General features: G+C 65.0%; 19 protein-coding genes and 1 riboswitch. Of the genes, 14 read left to right on the top strand and 5 right to left on the bottom strand.

Going from position 1 to position 18,004, the window contains the following annotated elements; translation table 11 throughout:
* Positions 1-139: 139 nt before the first annotated feature.
* Entirely contained in the window at positions 140-1,936 is a 1,797-nt protein-coding gene (locus ACIGGF_RS05660) for an acyl-CoA dehydrogenase (protein WP_397520382.1), read from the top strand.
* Positions 1,937-1,963: 27 nt separating this feature from the next.
* Positions 1,964-2,725: an SDR family NAD(P)-dependent oxidoreductase gene (locus ACIGGF_RS05655; RefSeq protein WP_397520381.1), complete on the top strand. Its 762-nt coding sequence runs from the start codon at positions 1,964-1,966 to the stop codon at positions 2,723-2,725.
* Between the two features lie 3 nt (positions 2,726-2,728).
* Here ACIGGF_RS05655 and ACIGGF_RS05650 read toward each other — a convergent pair whose 3' ends face one another.
* The 3 genes from ACIGGF_RS05650 to ACIGGF_RS05640 all read right to left on the bottom strand — a co-directional run bounded on the left by ACIGGF_RS05650 (position 2,729) and on the right by ACIGGF_RS05640 (position 4,504).
* Complete coding sequence (locus ACIGGF_RS05650) at positions 2,729-3,991, bottom strand: cupin domain-containing protein (RefSeq protein WP_397520380.1); 1,263 nt, start codon at positions 3,989-3,991, stop codon at positions 2,729-2,731.
* Entirely contained in the window at positions 3,988-4,245 is a 258-nt protein-coding gene (locus ACIGGF_RS05645; protein WP_397520379.1) for a BatC protein, read from the bottom strand. Before ACIGGF_RS05645 ends, ACIGGF_RS05650 begins: the two co-directional genes overlap by 4 nt.
* A 97-nt stretch (positions 4,246-4,342) precedes the next feature.
* Positions 4,343-4,504: a hypothetical protein gene (locus ACIGGF_RS05640; protein WP_397520378.1), complete on the bottom strand. Its 162-nt coding sequence runs from the start codon at positions 4,502-4,504 to the stop codon at positions 4,343-4,345.
* A gap of 44 nt (positions 4,505-4,548) precedes the next feature.
* Between ACIGGF_RS05640 and idi the strand changes: the two genes are divergently transcribed.
* The 12 genes from idi (at position 4,549) to gcvP (ending at position 15,088) form a co-directional block, all read left to right on the top strand.
* The gene (gene idi / locus ACIGGF_RS05635) at positions 4,549-5,157 is read left to right on the top strand and encodes an isopentenyl-diphosphate Delta-isomerase (RefSeq protein WP_397520377.1); all 609 of its coding nucleotides are present in this window, start codon (positions 4,549-4,551) and stop codon (positions 5,155-5,157) included.
* A 27-nt stretch (positions 5,158-5,184) separates the two neighbouring features.
* On the top strand, positions 5,185-5,820 hold the full coding sequence (locus tag ACIGGF_RS05630; RefSeq protein ID WP_397520376.1) for an NUDIX hydrolase: 636 nt from the start codon (positions 5,185-5,187) through the stop codon (positions 5,818-5,820).
* Between the two features lie 69 nt (positions 5,821-5,889).
* A complete protein-coding gene (locus tag ACIGGF_RS05625) occupies positions 5,890-6,492 on the top strand; it encodes a CDP-alcohol phosphatidyltransferase family protein (protein WP_397520375.1) in 603 nt (200 codons plus the stop codon).
* Positions 6,493-6,513: 21 nt separating this feature from the next.
* Positions 6,514-7,356 (top strand): DUF881 domain-containing protein, encoded by an 843-nt coding sequence (locus tag ACIGGF_RS05620; RefSeq protein ID WP_397520374.1) that lies wholly within the window; start codon positions 6,514-6,516, stop codon positions 7,354-7,356.
* On the top strand, positions 7,353-7,769 hold the full coding sequence (locus tag ACIGGF_RS05615) for a small basic family protein (protein WP_397520373.1): 417 nt from the start codon (positions 7,353-7,355) through the stop codon (positions 7,767-7,769). The genes ACIGGF_RS05620 and ACIGGF_RS05615 overlap by 4 nt, the downstream gene beginning before the upstream one ends.
* A 3-nt stretch (positions 7,770-7,772) precedes the next feature.
* Positions 7,773-8,522, top strand: coding sequence for a DUF881 domain-containing protein (locus tag ACIGGF_RS05610; RefSeq protein ID WP_397520372.1), 750 nt, complete (start codon positions 7,773-7,775; stop codon positions 8,520-8,522).
* A 40-nt stretch (positions 8,523-8,562) separates the two neighbouring features.
* A complete protein-coding gene (gene gcvH, locus ACIGGF_RS05605) occupies positions 8,563-8,967 on the top strand; it encodes a glycine cleavage system protein GcvH (protein ID WP_397520371.1) in 405 nt (134 codons plus the stop codon).
* A gap of 212 nt (positions 8,968-9,179) precedes the next feature.
* Positions 9,180-9,677, top strand: coding sequence for a glycogen accumulation regulator GarA (garA, locus tag ACIGGF_RS05600; RefSeq protein WP_397520370.1), 498 nt, complete (start codon positions 9,180-9,182; stop codon positions 9,675-9,677).
* A complete protein-coding gene (locus ACIGGF_RS05595; protein WP_397520369.1) occupies positions 9,674-10,411 on the top strand; it encodes a MerR family transcriptional regulator in 738 nt (245 codons plus the stop codon). Before garA ends, ACIGGF_RS05595 begins: the two co-directional genes overlap by 4 nt.
* A gap of 97 nt (positions 10,412-10,508) precedes the next feature.
* A complete protein-coding gene (locus tag ACIGGF_RS05590; protein WP_397520368.1) occupies positions 10,509-10,982 on the top strand; it encodes a bifunctional nuclease family protein in 474 nt (157 codons plus the stop codon).
* A 411-nt stretch (positions 10,983-11,393) separates the two neighbouring features.
* A complete protein-coding gene (locus ACIGGF_RS05585; protein ID WP_157226114.1) occupies positions 11,394-11,933 on the top strand; it encodes a MerR family transcriptional regulator in 540 nt (179 codons plus the stop codon).
* Between the two features lie 11 nt (positions 11,934-11,944).
* Positions 11,945-12,042: riboswitch (glycine riboswitch) on the top strand.
* Positions 12,043-12,235: 193 nt separating this feature from the next.
* On the top strand, positions 12,236-15,088 hold the full coding sequence (gene gcvP / locus ACIGGF_RS05580; RefSeq protein ID WP_397520367.1) for an aminomethyl-transferring glycine dehydrogenase: 2,853 nt from the start codon (positions 12,236-12,238) through the stop codon (positions 15,086-15,088).
* A 55-nt stretch (positions 15,089-15,143) separates the two neighbouring features.
* Here gcvP and ACIGGF_RS05575 read toward each other — a convergent pair whose 3' ends face one another.
* Together ACIGGF_RS05575 and ACIGGF_RS05570 are read right to left on the bottom strand one after the other, a co-directional pair.
* Complete coding sequence (locus ACIGGF_RS05575; RefSeq protein WP_397520366.1) at positions 15,144-16,283, bottom strand: metallophosphoesterase; 1,140 nt, start codon at positions 16,281-16,283, stop codon at positions 15,144-15,146.
* A gap of 3 nt (positions 16,284-16,286) precedes the next feature.
* Positions 16,287-18,002, bottom strand: coding sequence for a substrate-binding and VWA domain-containing protein (locus ACIGGF_RS05570; protein WP_397520365.1), 1,716 nt, complete (start codon positions 18,000-18,002; stop codon positions 16,287-16,289).
* Positions 18,003-18,004: the final 2 nt, after the last annotated feature.

Genomic DNA, 18,004 nt, shown 5'->3' with positions numbered 1-18,004 from the left:
GGCCATCTGTGGTGGCGGCTCGCGAGGGGACTCGGTGAATCCGAGAACACGTGACTTGTATGGTGAATCCACAGTCACGTGCGTCACAGTGCTCATCACCTTCGTGCGCACGTGTCACCCCTCGCGATCGGAGAAGTGAATGTCGGACGTCCTCTCGCGCCGCGACCTGGATTTTCTGCTGTACGAGTGGTTGAACGTGGCCGGCCTGACCGATCGTCCCCGCTTCGCGGAACACTCACGTGAGACCTTCGACGCAGTACTCGACCTCAGTGCGGACATAGCCCGCAAGCACTTCGCGCCGCACAACAAGAAGGCTGATGCGCACGAGCCGACCATGAACCCGGATGGCTCGGTCGAGCTGATCCCAGAGGTGAAGGAAGCGCTCGATGTGTATGCGTCTGCAGGTCTGATCGCCGGGCAGTTCGATGAGTCGATCGGCGGAATGCAGCTGCCTGCCACGGTCTCTCGGGCGGCGATGGCATTTTTCCAAGCCGCCAATGCCGGGACCTCGTCGTACCCTTTTCTGACCATGGCGAATGCCAACCTGATCGCCACATACGGCACACCGGATCAGGTACGGGATTACGTCGCGCCGATGCTGGACGGTCGGTGGTTCGGAACCATGTGCCTGTCGGAGCCGCAGGCCGGATCATCGTTGGCGGACATCACGACGAAAGCGGTACCGCAGGACGACGGCAGTTTCCGTATCACCGGTACCAAGATGTGGATCTCCGGCGGCGATCACGAGCTGACCGAGAACATCGTCCATCTCGTGCTCGCGAAGACACCGGGAGGCCCTCCCGGCGTCAAAGGCATCTCACTGTTCATCGTTCCCAAGTTTCTCCCGAACGGCGACGGCGGTACGGGCGAACGTAACGACATCGTGTTGACCGGTCTCAATCACAAGATGGGCAACCGCGGCACCACCAATACTCTTCTCGCGTTCGGCGACGGAACCCACTCTCCGGCAGGGCAACCCGGAGCGGTCGGATTCTTGGTGGCCGAGGAGAACCGCGGGTTGTCGTACATGTTCCACATGATGAACGAGGCTCGCATCGGCGTCGGGTTCCTGGCCATCGCCCTCGGTTACGTGGGATACCTCAAGTCGGTCGAGTATGCCAAGACGCGTACCCAGGGCCGACCGCTCGGCGCGAAGGATCCTGCAGCACCTCCGGTAGCACTGATCGAACATGCAGATGTCCGGCGAATGTTGTTGGCGCAGAAGTCCTATGTCGAAGGTGCGCTGGCGTTGGGTCTGTACTGCTCGTATCTGGTCGACCTGCAGGACTCGGCGGCAGACGATGCCGAGGCCGCGCGTTCGACATTGCTGCTCGACGTGCTGACGCCCATCGCGAAGAGCTGGCCGTCGCAGTGGTGCCTCGAGGCCAACAGTCTGGCCATCCAGGTGCACGGCGGCTACGGATACACCCGCGACTACGACGTCGAACAGCACTACCGGGACAACCGGCTCAACCCCATTCATGAAGGCACGCACGGTATTCAGGGTCTGGACCTGCTCGGACGCAAGGTCGTGATGCAGGGCGGCGCTGGTCTGGCGCTGCTCGGTGAAGAGTTCTCGAAGACGGTTGCGCAGGCCGACGCCGCAGGCGGTGACGCGGCCACCTACGGCGCGGAACTGAACAACCGATTCGCGAGAATCGTCGATGTCACCGCGGCACTGTGGGGAACGGGTGACGCAGCTGTGGCTTTGGCGAACTCCACCGCATACCTCGAAGCCGTGGGGCATACCGTCATTGCGTGGATGTGGCTCGAGCAGCTGCTGGCCGTCGGCACGAAGTCCGGTGATTTCTACGACGGAAAGCGTTCTGCGGCAAAGTACTTCTATGTCTACGAACTGCCGAAGGTGGATGTGCAGCTCGATCTGCTGGCGAAATTGGACCGCACCACGCTCGATATGTCCCCCCACTGGTTCTGAACACCAGCTACAAGGAGAGTCACGTAAATGCCGATCTTGGACAAATTTCGCCTCGACGGTCGAGTAGTCGTCGTCACCGGAGCATCCTCCGGGTTGGGTGTCGCGTTCGCGAAAGCAGCTGCGGAGGCAGGCGCGGACGTAGTGCTCGCCGCGCGCCGAGTCGAGAAGTTGGCGCAGACCGCCGCGTTGATCGACAGCGTCGGAGGGCGCTCGATCACGGTCGCCACCGACGTGGTCGACCCGGATCAGTGCACCGCGATGGTCGACGCCGCGATGACGGAGTTCGGCAAGCTGGATGTGCTGATCAACAACGCCGGAATCGGCACCGCCTACCCAGCAACCCGGGAGACACCGGAGCAGTTTCGCTCGGTGATCGACATCAACTTGAACGGCTCCTACTGGGCGGCGCAGGCGTGCGGACGGGTGATGGCACCCGGCAGTTCGATCGTCAACATTTCCAGCGTGTTGGGGCTCACCACCGCCGGTCTACCGCAGGCGGCATACAGCGCCAGTAAAGCTGCGATCGTCGGCCTCACCCGCGACCTCGCGCAGCAGTGGGGAGCGCGCAAAGGCATCAGGGTCAACGCAATTGCACCCGGCTTCTTCCAGAGCGAGATGACAGATTCCTATCAGCCCGGGTACCTCGATTCGATGGCTCCGCGCATGATCCTCGGTCGCAAGGGCGATCCCGAGGAACTGGCGGCCACAGCGATCTGGTTGGCTTCCGACGCCGGGGGATACGTGACGGGTCAGACCATCGCTGTCGACGGCGGTATCACGATCACGTAGCTGCTACTCGGCTGCCGTCACGGCAATGCCCTCCCGGATGAGTCTGCGAGCAACCACCGATGCATCGTCGACGTCCAGACCGGGCATCGCATCGAGACGGCACGGGGCACCTTTCATCAGATTCTCGATCGCGTCGGCGCACTGGGACGGCAGCGTGACCGTCTTGTTCCTGAGCACCATCGAGACCCCGACCGCGCCATACACGATTCGCGCATGGATTCCAGGTCGTAATCGAATCGAGTCCTCGCCTCGCAGAGCACCCATGGATGCGACGGTGCGGAGCGGCCGCACCGGTTCCGGGCGGACGAGCTCGTCGTATCGATCCCCGAGGCGCTCGGCGAGACGGCGGACCGCATCGGGATCTCGGCTGATGTCGTCGAGGGCCGTGCGCATGGCGTCGAGAACTCGCTGCACGTGCGGAACGACGGCTTCGGTATCGGTAGGCACAAGCCCGGCCGGCAGTGGACTCCGCAGTTCCGCGACGTCACCGAGTTCCCTCAGCGCGTGCCGGGCGATGTCGTATTCGTTGAACGACGCGACACCGACCGTCAGGTGAACTGTGGTCTCGCCCAGCGCCTGAGCCGAATGAATCCACCCGCGCGGTAGGTACAGCACATCGCCGGGTTCGAGGACGAAGTCCAGCTCGGGCACGTTCGACGCGCGCTCTTCGACGGCCGAGCGCCGGTCGGACCATGGTTGGTTGTCGAGCGGATGAACGTGCACCGGCGCGTGAATGGTCCACCGCTTGGTACCTGCGATCTGCACCACGAACACATCGTGTACGTCGTAGTGCGGTGAGAAGCCCTGCGACGCAGCCGGAGTGACATACGAATTCACCTGGACGGGGTGGCCGAGTTCGCGAACGAGCTCGCCGACGAAGTGGATCAGTGGAGGCCACAGCCGGTGCAGGCCTTGCAGAACCAGGGTGTTGCCGGCCGCGAACGCTGCCAGAACCGCAGCCGAGTCCACCTGGTCGGTCACCTCGGCACCGAAACCACCGGACGCCGTGAACTGCGACTTGTCCAGCAGGCGACCATCTTTGGCCATGCGTACGAACGGGGTGCGAACTCCACGTTCGGAGATCAACTCGTCCACCGCGTCGACCGTCATCAGATCGTCGAACGATTCGGCGAGATCAGCGGATCTGGTCAGTTTGGGAGCCGAACCCCAGAAGTGATCTGCGAAGGTTCCGAGATCGACACCGGTGAGACGACGAAGCGCGGACCGGTTATCCGATCCGCGCTCGTCGCTCGACTCAGTGATCAAGCGGTGCCGTCCGCACCGCCGTCGTGGCCATCGGGGTTCGATCCGCCGTCGGCGGGGCCTTCGCCGGCTCCGGCCGAGCCGTCTGCGCCGCCGTCGTGGCCGTCAGGGTTCGATCCGCCGTCGGCGGGGCCTTCGCCGGCTCCGGCCGAGCCGTCTGCGCCGCCGTCGTGACCGCCGGGGTTCGATCCGCCGTCAGCTGGGCCTTCGCCTGCGGCTCCGCCCGTGGTGGAGATGTCGTCGTCGTTGATGCTCATCGAGGTCCTTCCGGTTGTGGAGGTTCGTGTCCTCGCGCACCGCGAGAACTTCGGAGGTATTGACGCAAACTCTGTCTTTCAAACGGTGCCGAGAAGATCATTCGGAATTCTCGGCGACCTCGGGTGCGTTCTCGCGCGTTGCCATCCCGCCGCCGCCTCCGCCGTCCACCGGTCCGGGTCTGCCGCCCTTCGGTGATTCGGGAGTGGTCGCATCTTCGCCGTTCGTCGTCTCGTCGTCTGCGTTTTCTTGACGTCCCATGGTTCGACAGTAGACCGTCCGACGAGCCGTGGGACGATGGAACGATGGATCGATCCCCGGCGCAACATGTGGTGCTGCTCGACGACGAAGGCCGCGCTGTCGGCACCCACGACAAGACGACCGTGCACACGCTTCGAACGCCGCTTCATCTGGCATTTTCCAGCTATGTGGTCGGATCCGACGGCGCGGTTCTCCTCACCCGCAGAGCATCGACCAAGACCACGTGGCCCGGGGTGCTGACCAACACGTGCTGCGGTCATCCCGCACCCGGAGAGGACCTTGCCGCCGCGGTCCTGCGCCGGATAGGTGAAGAGCTGGGGCTGCACGCCGCCTCCGCCGAGCTGGTGTTGCCGCACTTTCGGTACCGCGCCGTCATGGACAACGGCATCGTCGAGAACGAGATCTGTCCTGTGTATCGGGTGCGCGTAGATTCGAGTGCGACGCTCGATCCCGACCCACTCGAGGTGGACGAGACACGGTGGGCGTCGTGGCCTGAATTCTCTGCCGGCGTGCTCGACGGGAGCATCGACGTATCCCCTTGGTGCCGAACGCAAGTGGAGCAACTGAGCGATCTCGCCGACGACCCGCTCGGCTGGCCTGTCGCCGGCGACGATCTGCTTCCTCCCGCCGCCCGCCGTGTCGACACACCGTGACCTCCCCGGGCGATCGGTGTTCGTGCGATGAGTGACGACGCATCCGGTGGCTCGGCCCGGGACCCGCTCGAGCGAGAGTCCATCGCGCGTGCCCTCGGGGGGTTCGTTCATCGCACCGCCGACGCGGATGGATTGCGCGCGGCTGCGGTGGCCGTCGCGCTGGGTGGAGCGCCGGGAGACCGTCGCATGCTGCTGACCAAGCGGCCGAGTCGATTGCGCGCGCATCCAGGCCAATACGCACTGCCTGGAGGCGGCGTGGACCCCGGGGAATCCGCAGTGCAGGCATGTTTGCGAGAGTTGCACGAGGAGGTGGGTCTTCGCGCTGATGCGTCCGATGTACTGGGCAGGCTCGACGACTACGTCACCCGCTCCGGCTACCTCATCACCCCGTTCGTGGTGTGGGTGGGCGACTACTCGACCACGCTGCGCCCCAACGACGACGAAGTAGCCGAGGTGTTCGAGGTGACACTCGACGAGCTCGACGTCGACGCGCAATTCGTGTCGATTCCCGAGTCGACCCGTCGAGTAATTCGGTGGCCGTTCCGAACCGGCGCGATCCACGCTCCGACCGGTGCGATCGTTCACCAATTTCGCGAGGTGGCGGTGCACGGTCGACACACCAGAGTCGCGGACTTCGAGCAGCCCGTCTTCGCGTGGCGCTAAGTTGGCACCGAAGCCCCGCCGACTGCACCTGAGCGCACGGCGAGCTGATGCAACAGGAGGTGTTCGCCGGTGACCGACGGCCGTGAAGTCGAGGTGTCCGATCGCATCGCGACCGTTCCCAACCTGCTCAGCGCCATTCGGCTCGCCGGCGTTCCTCTGTTTCTGTACCTGTTGCTCGGGCCCGGTGCGGACGGGTGGGCACTGGTGATCCTGCTCGTCAGCGGCGGAACCGATTGGCTCGACGGCAAACTCGCTCGGATGCTCGGGCAGGCATCGAAGTTGGGTGCCGTTCTCGATCCGTTGGTGGATCGGCTCTATGTCGTCAGTACTCTGGGTGCGTTCGTTCTGCGTGGCATCATTCCGTGGTGGGTGGCCGCGATTCTGATCGGGCGTGACGCGGTGCTGGGGTTGACCATGTTCGTCTACCGTCGTCGATCCTTACCACCTCCGGATGTCATCTACTTGGGCAAAGCCGCAACCTTCGTCGTCATGATCGCGCTGCCGGTGCTGTTGGTCTCCGCGGGTTCCGGCTCGGTCGCCGACGCCGCAGGCCCCCTCGGTTATGCGTTGCTGATCTGGGGCACCGCGCTGTACTCCTGGACGGGCCTGCTCTACCTCGGTAAGGCGATCGCGCTGGCCAGGGCGGTCCACCCGACAGTGTCCGGTAGCTGACGGGTGCCTGCGGAACGACCAATGGCGGAGCAGGTCAGAAGGAATCCCGTTCCATCGTTGTTGACCTCGCTGCTGACCGACCACCTCGATCCGGGATACGCAGGGGCTGCTGCCGAACGCTCGGCGCAACACACCCGCGCGTCGCGAGTGCCGGTGGCCCTGTGGTTGTTGACCGGAGCCCTCGTGATCGGGCTGATATTCGGTATCGCTCTGTCCCGATTGGCATCCGGTGCCGCCGCCGTCGACCGCGCAGGTGTCGACGCGTCGGCTGCCGTCCGAGCTGCCCAGAACCGGAGCGCCGAATTGGAAGCGACGCGAGACGAGCTGTCCGAGCAGGTTGCGGCCGAACGGGATCGAGCTCTGGAGTCCGACGCCGCCGGTGGCGAACTCCTGGACAGGTTGAGCGCCGTCGAATCCGCAGCGGGTATCGATTCGGTCTCCGGTCCGGGACTGTCCGTCGTCGTCACAGAACCGACCGACGCGAGAGCTTCGGCGGTTCGCACGGGCTCGGGCGCAGCAGTACTCGATCGCGACATCGCCGCGGTCGTCAACTCGCTGTGGGCCAGCGGGGCGGAGGCGGTGTCCGTGAACGACATCAGAGTCGGACCGAACGTGACGATAAGGCAGGCCGGCGGGGCCATGCTGCTGGACAACCGCCCGATCGGTTCACCCTACGAGGTCCACGCGATCGGACCGCCGCAACGTATCCAAGTCCAATTCGTCGTCAGTGACGCATATCTGCGGATGAGTACGGTGGCGCAGCTGTACGGAATCGGCTTCTCGGTGCGCCCGGTCGATGATCTCGAACTCGGTCCCGCGATTGTGAGAGAGTCGTTCGAGGCGAAGGAGGCAGGCCCACGATGACCGAGCACGACCCGACCCGGGCGGTACCGGCCGACGAAACCGTGGACGCCCCGATCTCCACCACTCACGGCGCGTACGCCATCGCCGCGCTCGTTGCTCTGATCGCCGGAGTGATCATCGGTACGGTCGCTGGACCGCAGGTTCCTGCTGTCGTCGCGCCCTATCTGCCCATCGCCGTCGTTGCTGCGATCGATGCGGTATTCGGTGGTGTGCGTGCATTTCTCGACGGAATCTTCGACGCCAAGGTGTTCGTAGTCTCGTTCGTCTTCAACGTTCTCGTCGCCGCCTTGATCGTCTGGCTCGGTGACCAGCTCGGAGTAGGAACTCAGCTGTCCACTGCCATCGTCGTCGTTCTGGGTATCCGAATCTTCGGCAACGCAGCGGCTCTCCGTCGTCGGCTGTTCGGTGCTTAGAAGATGACGTCGAGAAAAGGGCGGCACGGTTGGCGCGGTCGAGCATCGGACGCAGATCGGCGCAGGCGCGGTACGGCGTTCGGAATTCTCGCGCTGGCCCTGCTGTGCGTTCTCGGGGTCGGTATCGCCACGCAGGTGAGAGAAACCAGTACCTCGGACAATCTGGAGAACTCCCGGCCGGAGGATCTGTTGGTGGTGCTGGACACCCTCACCCGGCGTGAGGCGTCGATTCGCGACGAGATCGGCACGCTGCAGGCCACCTTGGCAACTCTGCGCCAGTCCGGTTCGGGATCGGAGGCGGCAGTGGCCGAGGCGCAGGAACGACTGTCCGCGTTGTCGATTCAAGTGGGCACGGTGGCCGCCGAGGGGCCTGGCGTGACCCTGGTGATCGACGACCCGAACTCGGGCGTCGGGTCCGAGGTGTTGCTCGACGCCATGCAGGAACTGCGTGCCGCCGGAGCCGAGGCACTCCAGATCGAGGGTGGCGGTGGTGCCGTCCGCATCGGTGTCGATTCGTGGATCGCGGGGCCTGCCGGTCGGGTGGTGGTGGACGGCCGAGAACTGCGAGCTCCGTACACGTTCACGGCAATCGGAGACGCTCCCACTCTCGCGTCGGCGCTGAACATTCCGGGAGGCGTGGTCGACACCGTCACTCGAAACGGGGCGTCGTCGAGCATCGATCAGTCGGACCAGGTCACGGTCTCCGCCTTGCGGGATCCGCGCCCGCGTCAATACGCTCAGCCCGGTAACTGACCGCCCGACCGCCCGGGCCACGATCGAAGGGAATGCCGCGTTGAGCGACATCGACACACCAGCTGATCTGTACTACACACCCGAGCACGAGTGGGTGCAGCGCACGGGCCCGGCGGCCGTACGCATCGGTATCACCGATTATGCGCAGGCTCAGCTGGGCGACGTGGTTTTCGTTCAGCTTCCCGCAATCGGTGACACCGTCACTGCGGGTGAATCCCTCGGCGAAGTCGAGTCGACCAAGAGCGTGTCCGATGTGTTCAGCCCGCTGACTGCGAAAGTGACTGGCGTGAACCAGGATCTGGACGGCGAACCGGAGAAGGTGAACTCGGGACCGTACACCGACGGCTGGCTGATCGACCTCGAGGTCGCGTCGTCCGAGGAGTTGGACGCGGCACTGGCACAGATGCTCGATGCTGCCGGATATGCTCTCATCACAACCGAGTGATCGGCCGGCTGTCGACACCGGCCAACCGGCCACACCGTCCCCACTGCGCAGGGTACGGTCGACACCGAGCGAATACCCTGTCGGGGCGAAGGTCCAGCGAGCTGTACTGACGTAAGCGACACCAGGCGCAACGCAAAACCAGATGTGAAGACCATGTACTGCGTTACCCGTGGCGATTGCTGCCCGGGTGAACGGACTGAGAAGGAGTAACGGTGAGCCAGAACGACAACGACAGCAACTACGGGGAGTCGCCGGCCGAGACCACCTCGGTCTTCCGCGCGGACTTCCTCCAGGAGCTGGACAACTCCGCGGCCGCTCAGAGCACCGAAGCTCCGGTCTCGGGTGTCGAGGGTTTGCCTGTCGGTGCCGCTCTTCTCGTCGTCAAGCGCGGCCCCAACGCCGGATCGCGGTTTCTGCTCGACCAGCCGACCACCTCGGCCGGACGCCATCCCGACAGTGACATCTTCCTGGACGACGTCACCGTCAGCCGCCGGCACGCCGAGTTCCGACAGGACGAGGACGACTTCCAGGTAGTCGACGTCGGCAGCCTCAACGGGACGTACGTCAACCGCGAGCCGGTCGATTCCGCTGTTCTCGCCAACGGCGACGAGGTACAGATCGGCAAATTCCGGTTGGTCTTCCTGACCGGACCGCGGGGCGGCAACGGATCTCAGGTCGACGACACGTCTGCGGGTGCAGGTAGCCAGTGACCGCCGTCGGGCAGCAGTCCAACGGGGGGATGTCGATTGGCTCCGTCCTGGATCGACTTCGGCCCGACTTTCCGGATGTGACCATCTCGAAGATCAGATTCCTCGAAGCCGAGGGTCTGATCTCTCCGGAGCGCACCCCGTCGGGCTACCGGCGGTTCTCCATTGCAGATTGCGAACGGCTGCGGTTCGTTCTGACCGCTCAGCGTGATCAGTACTTGCCGCTCAAGGTGATCAAGGAGCAGCTCGAAGCCATCGATCACGGCGTGGCAACTGTCGAGCGCGCCGACGCGTCGGCCAAACGGCCCCGGTCTCTGACGGTGGCAGCGGGTGAGGTCTCGCCCGAGGAGTTTCTGCCGGACCGAGAGGTACGAATCAGCAAGGCCGACCTTCTGCGGGAGGCCGGCATCGACGACGCGTTTCTGACCGAGCTGTTGCGCAGCGGGTTGATCACTCCCGGGCAGGCCGGTTTCTACGACGACGGTGCCGTCACGCTCGCACGCACGGCGCATGCAATGTTGCAGTTCGGTCTCGAAGTACGCCACCTGCGTGCGTTCAAACTGGCGGCGGATCGCGAGGCCGGTCTGGTTGCTCAGATAGCCGGTCCGGTCGCCAAGGGCCGAGACGCCGGTGCTCGTGATCGCGCCGAGGAAATGATCCGAGAGCTTGCAGCGCTGTCGTTGACGTTGCACACCTGTCTGGTCAAGGCAGCGGTGCGCGGTGCGCTCGACCGGTGACGCTCGCTCGCGTCGAATCGAATTCCAATAGACTCGGTTGCAACGAGCTGAACGAACGAAGTACAGCCCGGAGTTCTCGAAGTGGGAGGCAGACACGATGAGTGAAATGCGCGTGGTCGGTATTCGTGTCGAACAGCCGCAGAATCAGCCTGTTCTGCTGTTGCGTGAGGCCGACGGTGACAGGTATCTGCCGATCTGGATCGGTCAAACCGAAGCTGCTGCAATCGCTTTGGAGCAACAGGGCGTGCAGCCTGCCCGGCCGCTCACTCATGACCTCGTCAAGAACCTCATCTCGGCTCTGGGGCACGAGCTCAAGGAAGTGCGCATCGTGGACCTCCAGGAGGGCACCTTCTACGCCGATCTCGTGTTCGACAAGGATGTTCGGGTCTCGGCCCGGCCGTCGGATTCGGTCGCCATCGCGCTGCGAGCCGGGGTGCCGATCTACGCGGAGGAGCCTGTGCTCGTCGAGGCCGGGTTGGTGATGCCCGACGAGCGTGAGGACGAAGTCGAAAAGTTCAAGGAGTTCCTCGAATCGGTGTCACCGGACGACTTCAAAGCGACCGGCGGGTAACGGAAGAGTCTCAACCTCAACTTTAGGTTCAGGTTTACGGCGCGTTGCGTTGAATCTGCGCGATCGTCCCCATAACGTTCGTGCCAGTGAAGTTCATCGTCGCCGCCGGCCGGATTCGGTGCAGTTTCGCGCCTCGTCGGTTCCCGGCGAGGCGTATTCTGGCCTGGTACACGGCATGACTTCACGCGAGTACACCGAGACGTCGTGCGTCTCGGACGGATCGCAGTACTGACTCGATCCGAACGCAGTGAGACATCCGAGAGGGAGCAGTCAGTGGGAGATCAGCCGCAGCAGCATCACGGCAGTCGAGAGTCCGACGCCGTAGGCCGGACCGAGGACGCGTCCGTTTCCGATGTTGAGGTAGACACCCCCGACCAGGCGTCGACCAGCCGGGTCGACACGCCCCAGGACATCCAGCCCGGACTGTTCCCCGACGATTCGGTCCCCGACGAACTCGTCGGTTACCGCGTGCCGAGCGCGTGCCAGATCGCCGGCATCACCTACCGTCAGCTCGATTACTGGGCCCGCACCGGGTTGGTCGTCCCCTCCATCCGCGGCGCAGCAGGCTCCGGCAGTCAACGGCTGTATTCCTTCAAGGACATGCTCGTCCTCAAGATCGTCAAGCGTCTTCTCGATACCGGCATCTCGCTGCAGAACATCCGTGTCGCCGTCGATCACCTGCGCCAGCGCGGCGTCGGCGACCTCGCCAACATCACATTGTTCTCCGACGGCACGACCGTCTACGAGTGCACGTCTGCCGAAGAAGTAGTGGATCTGCTCCAGGGCGGCCAGGGCGTGTTCGGCATCGCCGTGAACGGCGCTATGCGCGAGCTCACCGGCACCATCGCCGACTTCCCGGCCGAGCGAGCCGACGGCGGCGAGAGTCAGCCCAGCCCCGAGGACGAGCTCGCCTCACGCCGCAAGAATCGCGCGAGCCGCAAGACCGGCTAGACTTTCCTCGTCGCGCCCGCGCGGGAGAGTTCCGAGGCATCCAGTCTCGGACGCCGAAGGAGCAATACCTCCCCGCCAATCTCTCAGGCACACGGACCGTGTGGGCTTCGACAACTCTGGAAAGTGGTGGGAGCACCCACCCGCCCAAGGGGAAAGGTGCCGGCGCAGTCGGATCAGCGCGCCGTGTCCAACCGAATCTCTCAGGCGCACGCGTCAGCGGGCACACGACAGAGGGGGAGGAGCGGCCGAAGCGTATGCCTCGGTCGTCCGACGCCTCGTCTTTCCGCACCTGGGAGCACATCGTGACCGACCGAACCGCCTCGTCCGCGCACACTTTCGTCGATCGACACATCGGCCCCGACGCCACCGAACTGGTTCGCATCCTCCACACCATCGGCGTCGACAGCCTCGATGAGCTGGCTCGCAAAGCAGTGCCCTCATCCATTCTCGACACCGTGGTCGACGGCGTTCCCGACGGTTTGGCGACGCTCCCGCCGGCTCTGAGTGAGCACGAGGTACTGACTGCGTTGGCGGACCTCGCCGGGCAGAACACCGTCTCCACGTCCATGATCGGCCTGGGCTACTACGACACCCTCACTCCGCCCGTGCTGACGCGTGGGATCTTGGAGAACCCGGCCTGGTACACCGCATATACGCCGTACCAACCCGAAATCAGCCAGGGCCGGCTCGAAGCACTGCTCAACTTCCAGACCATGGTGGCCGACCTCACCGGCATGGATGTGGCCAATGCGTCCATGCTCGACGAGTCCACTGCGGCAGCCGAATCCATGACGCTGATGCGCCGCGCCAACCGAAGCTCGAAGTCTCCTCGCCTCGTGGTCGACTCGGACATCTTTCCCCAGACGAAAGCCGTGCTGGCCACGCGCGCAGAACCGCTCGGAATCGAGCTGGTGTATGCCGATCTCGCCGACGGACTGCCCGAGGGTGACTTCTTCGGAGTGTTGGCGCAGTTGCCGGGAGCGTCCGGACGTCTGGTGGACCACGCAGCCACCATCGAGGCAGCGCACGAGCGTGGTGCGCTGGTCGCCGTCGGCGTGGACCTCCTGGCGGCGACCGTGGTGACTCCGCCCGGCGAGATCGGCGCGGACGTCTGCTTCGGCACCACCCAGAGATTCGGGGTTCCGATGGGATACGGCGGGCCGCACGCGGGATACCTCGCGGTGCGCTCCGGTCATTCGCGCCAGCTCCCCGGCCGACTCGTCGGGGTCTCGGTCGACGCGGACGGTCACCGGGCCTACCGCTTGGCGCTGCAGACGCGTGAACAACACATCCGTCGCGAGAAGGCGACGTCGAACATCTGTACCGCTCAGGTTCTGCTCGCCATCGTCGCGGCGATGTACGCCAGTTATCACGGTGCAGATGGACTGCGCGCCATAGCGACTCGGGTCAACGCGCACGCTCGATCCCTCGCTGCCGGCCTGCAGGGTGCGGGTATCGACGTGGTGCACGCCGACTTCTTCGATACCGTCCTGGTGGCGGTACCCGGTCGGGCGCAGGCCGTCATCGACGAGGCCAAGCAGCGCGGGATCAACGTGCGGCCGGTCGATGCCGATCACGTCTCGGTCGCGTGCGACGAGGCGACGACGTCCGAGACGATCGCGAGCCTGCTCGCGGCCTTCGGTGCCGAGCCTGCCGGTTCCGGTGCCGAATCGTTGCCGGCAAGCCTGGCACGCACGTCGGAGTACCTCACCCATCCCGCCTTCACCCGGTACCGCACCGAAACGGCGATGCTGCGTTACCTGCGAGCGTTGTCCGACAAGGACATCGCTCTCGACCGCAGCATGATTCCGCTGGGATCGTGCACCATGAAGCTGAATGCAACCGCCGAGATGGAGTCGATCACCTGGCCGCAGTTCGGCCGCCAGCATCCCTTCGCGCCGTCCTCGGATGTGCCCGGTCTACTGCGGGTGATCGACGACCTCGAACGGTGGCTCGTCGATATCACCGGCTACGACGCGGTGAGTCTGCAGCCGAACGCGGGAAGTCAGGGTGAGTACGCGGGACTGCTGGCCATTCGCCGGTACCATCTCGCGAACGGCGATGCCGAGCGAGTCGTGTGTCTGATTCCGTCGAGCGCCCACGGCACCAACGCGGCGTCTGCCGTGATGGTGGGCATGCGCGTCGTGGTGGTGGCGTGCCGGCCCAACGGCGACGTCGATGTCGACGACCTGCGCTCGAAAATCTCCGAGCACGCGGACACGCTCGCCGCGATCATGATCACGTACCCGTCCACCCACGGCGTGTACGAGCACGAGATATCCGAAATCTGTGCGGCGGTGCACGACGCCGGCGGTCAGGTGTACGTCGACGGAGCCAACCTGAACGCACTCGTCGGACTCGCGCGCCCAGGCCGTTTCGGCGGCGACGTCAGCCACCTGAACCTGCACAAGACCTTCTGCATCCCGCACGGCGGCGGTGGGCCCGGCGTAGGACCCATCGGTGTTCGATCGCACCTGCAAGCGCATCTGCCCGGCCATCCGATGGCACCGCAGCTCGGCGCGGGACCGACCGTGTCCGGTGCCCCGTACGGGAGCGCCTCGATCCTGACCATCACCTGGGCCTACATCGCGATGATGGGCGCGACGGGCCTGCGGCAGGCGACGTTGACGGCGATCGCGTCGGCCAACTACATCGCCCGTCGCCTCGACGAGTACTTCCCGGTGCTCTACACCGGCGACAACGGCATGGTTGCCCACGAGTGCATTCTCGATCTACGGGGTCTCACCAAGGACACCGGCGTGACCGTCGACGATGTCGCGAAACGACTGGCGGATTACGGCTTCCATGCGCCGACGATGAGTTTCCCCGTGCCGGGAACCTTGATGGTCGAACCGACCGAGAGCGAAAACCTCGAAGAGATCGACGCGTTCTGCGACGCGATGATCGCCATCAGAGGTGAAATCGATCGAGTCGGATCCGGGGAGTGGACCGTGGATGACAATCCACTTCGGGGTGCTCCCCACACCGCCCAGTGTATCGTCGCGGACTGGGATCACCCGTACTCGCGAGAGCTGGCAGTCTTCCCGGCCGGTCACGACCGTCCCAAGGTGTGGCCTGCGGTGCGGCGCATCGACGGTGCGCACGGCGACCGCAACTTGGTGTGCTCGTGCCCGCCGATCGAGGCGTTCGCCTGACCCGACAACAGAGCCCGCCACGGCGACGTGGCGGGCTCAGTCGTGTTCGGAGGTATCAGCCTCGGGTCAGTTCGAGCATCGCGATCTCGGGCGGAGCGGCCACCCGAACCGGCGGGCCCCACGTACCTGCACCGCGGGTGGTGTACAGCGTGGTGTTGCCGATCGTGTCCAGCCCTTCGACACTGGGCTGCTGTAGCGGCACCAGATAACGGATCGGCCATATCTGGCCCCCATGCGTGTGACCGGAGACCTGCATGTCGACTCCGAGGTCCGACGCCTCCACCGCCTGCAACGGTTGGTGCGCCATCAGCAGCACGAAGCGGTCCGGATCGATTCCCGCCAATGCCGCCGCGAGATCGGGCTCGAACGGAGCGGGTGCCGTGGCGTCGTTGATGCCGGCGAGGTCGATCGCGGCGTCGCCACGGGTGAGCGTCGTGCGGTCGTTGCGCAGGACGTCGATGCCGAGCGTCGACCAGAAGTCGAGCCACTCTCCGCCGTCTCCTGCATAGAATTCGTGATTGCCGCTGACGGCGAACACTCCGAGCGGGGCGTCGAGGTCGCGCAGCGGTTCGAGGTCGGCTCCCACCAGTGGCACCGTCCCGTCTATGAGATCACCGTCGAGCAGCACGAGGTCAGGATTCTCGGCGTTGACCGAATCGACGACCCGACGGACGAATCCCGCACCGCGGGACGGACCGGCATGTATGTCCGAGACCAAGGCCACTCGAACGCCGTCGAACTCGGCCGGTAGCTCCGCCAGCGCGACAGTCGTATTCGTCACCCGCGGAGTCGCGGCCTCGACGAGTCCGTACCCCATTGCGCTGATGCTGACGATCGCAGTGATGATCGAGCCGACTCTCGACACCCGCAGCCGCGCCGCAGCAGAGTCGCGGCGCATCACCCCGAAGACGACTCGTACGACGGTGCAGACGAGCCCGACGACCACCGTGCCCAGGAACAGGTAGAGCACGGCCGCCAGCCACGTGAGACCGACGAAGGCCGGTCCTCGCGCCCAGGCTGGATCGAACACGACTCCGCTGCCGAATCCGATCACCGCGCACAACCACAGCAGTGCCAGGACGAGGTCCACCGGCCGCTTGAGCCGTGCCGGGGCCCGGGTGACGGACAGAAACCGCCAATGGAGGAAGAGGGTGATGAGGAGAAGGAAGACGCCGACAAAAAGTACGCGAGACATGTTTTAGTACAGCAACTTTCCGAGTCGATCGATGAGGTCTGGTGAATCCGACGTGGACACAGCTTCCACAACGCCGCCGGTTCGGGCTGCGATGTCGTCGATCGAGGTGGCATCGGGGTTGTCCCCGATGCGCACGATGTTCACCGCGACCGGACGCGCAGGATCCGACGCGGAGGTCAGGTCGGTGAGTAGTTCTTCCGTGGACGAGGACGAGCCGTCCGGGCCGTCTGTCACGAGCACGACGGAGTTGACGCGGCCGGGAACGTAACCCGCCACGGCATCGACGTACGCGGCCAGTACCGAATCGTACGTGAACGATCCGGTTGCCGGCGTCAACGCCGCCGCAGTCGACGAGAGAGCGACGCGTCTGGGCGTGGTTCCGACCGGAACCGTCATCGGTCCGGTCGGAACATCCACCCGGAAGGGCAGTGCGTCGTTCAGATCTTCGCTGAAACTCCACAGACCCAGCTCGGTGGAATCGGGCACCCGCTCGAATTGCTCGGTCAGTGCGCGCACAGTGTTCTGCAGCCGCGTCCCGCCGCCTTCCGTGGTGCCCATCGACTCCGACACGTCGAGAAGGACGGTGGCGCGACGCGGCAGGACGGGATCGCGCAGAACGGCGAGCAGTGCCTCGGCAACCGGTCCCGACGGCGGGGCGACGACGCCGCCGTACTCGGCCTGGTCGACGTCGAATCCGGCGTCTCGAAGTATTCGGGTGCCGTCCGGCTGCCGCAAGAATTCGACGAACGTCGCTGCAGCTCTGGTCGATGTCTCGTCGCCGGAGAGTACGACTGCGGGATGGTCGGCGACGGGCGTCGCACCCTGGGGCCTGAACGCGGTCAGGGTCGACGAATCCGTCGACGCAAGTTGCTGTTCGGTCGCCGGCACCGCATGGACGGGGGCGTCGGGCCCTGCCGCATTCTCGAGGCCGGCCAGAGCGTCGTACGTCGTGGACGTCGACAGTGCGGCGGCTCCGGTATCGGTGACAGCCAGCTCCGACATCGCCGAGATCAGCTCACTCGACGAGGCCTGCTCGACGGTCAACGCAGTAGTCGGGTCTCCACGCACACCGGCTGCGATCGCAGCAACCGCGAGTGTGGTTGCGCCGGAATCGGATCCCGACGGTACGGCCAGGCGGAGTCCGCCCCAGTCGCCCAATCCGAGAGCCAGTGGGTCGCGTTGCAGCCGAACCAGGTCGGCCCAGCTCGAGCCCGTCGCAGTCAGCGCGTCGGCGACGGCTGACGGTGCCGCGATCACCACTGGGCTCGAGGCCAATGACCGTGGGGTGCCGTCGACGGCTTCGCGTTCTGTCACCGCTTGGACGTCGGCCGAGGACTGCGGTATCCACAGACCCGGTCGATCACCGAGCGCACCGACATCCCAGGAGTCGATGCCGGAATTCAAGGCCGACCGCACCGCATCCGAGGAGGTGGCCCGAACTTGCACCGTCACACAATGATCCCGCACCACGGGCGCAGTGTCGTTGAACCGGGCCGCGAGCTCGTCGACCGGCCCGGAAATGTCGGGATCGGCGGCGACCGTGAGCACCGCCGATCCCTCCACACATTGGCTCGCAGCTTCGACCCCTTGATCGGAAATGCGATCTCGCAGCTGAAACCATCCGAACACGGCCGCAACGATCACTGCGATCGCGATCACGACGACCACGGGTCCCGCGGCTATCGAACGCCTGCGCCCGGTGTTCCGATGTTCACCCACGC

The sequence above is a fragment of the Rhodococcus sp. NPDC078407 genome (assembly GCF_044542515.1).
GTDB lineage: Bacteria > Actinomycetota > Actinomycetes > Mycobacteriales > Mycobacteriaceae > Rhodococcoides.
The sequence above is the reverse complement of the archived record's forward strand: the minus strand, read 5'-3'. Positions and strand labels throughout refer to the sequence as shown.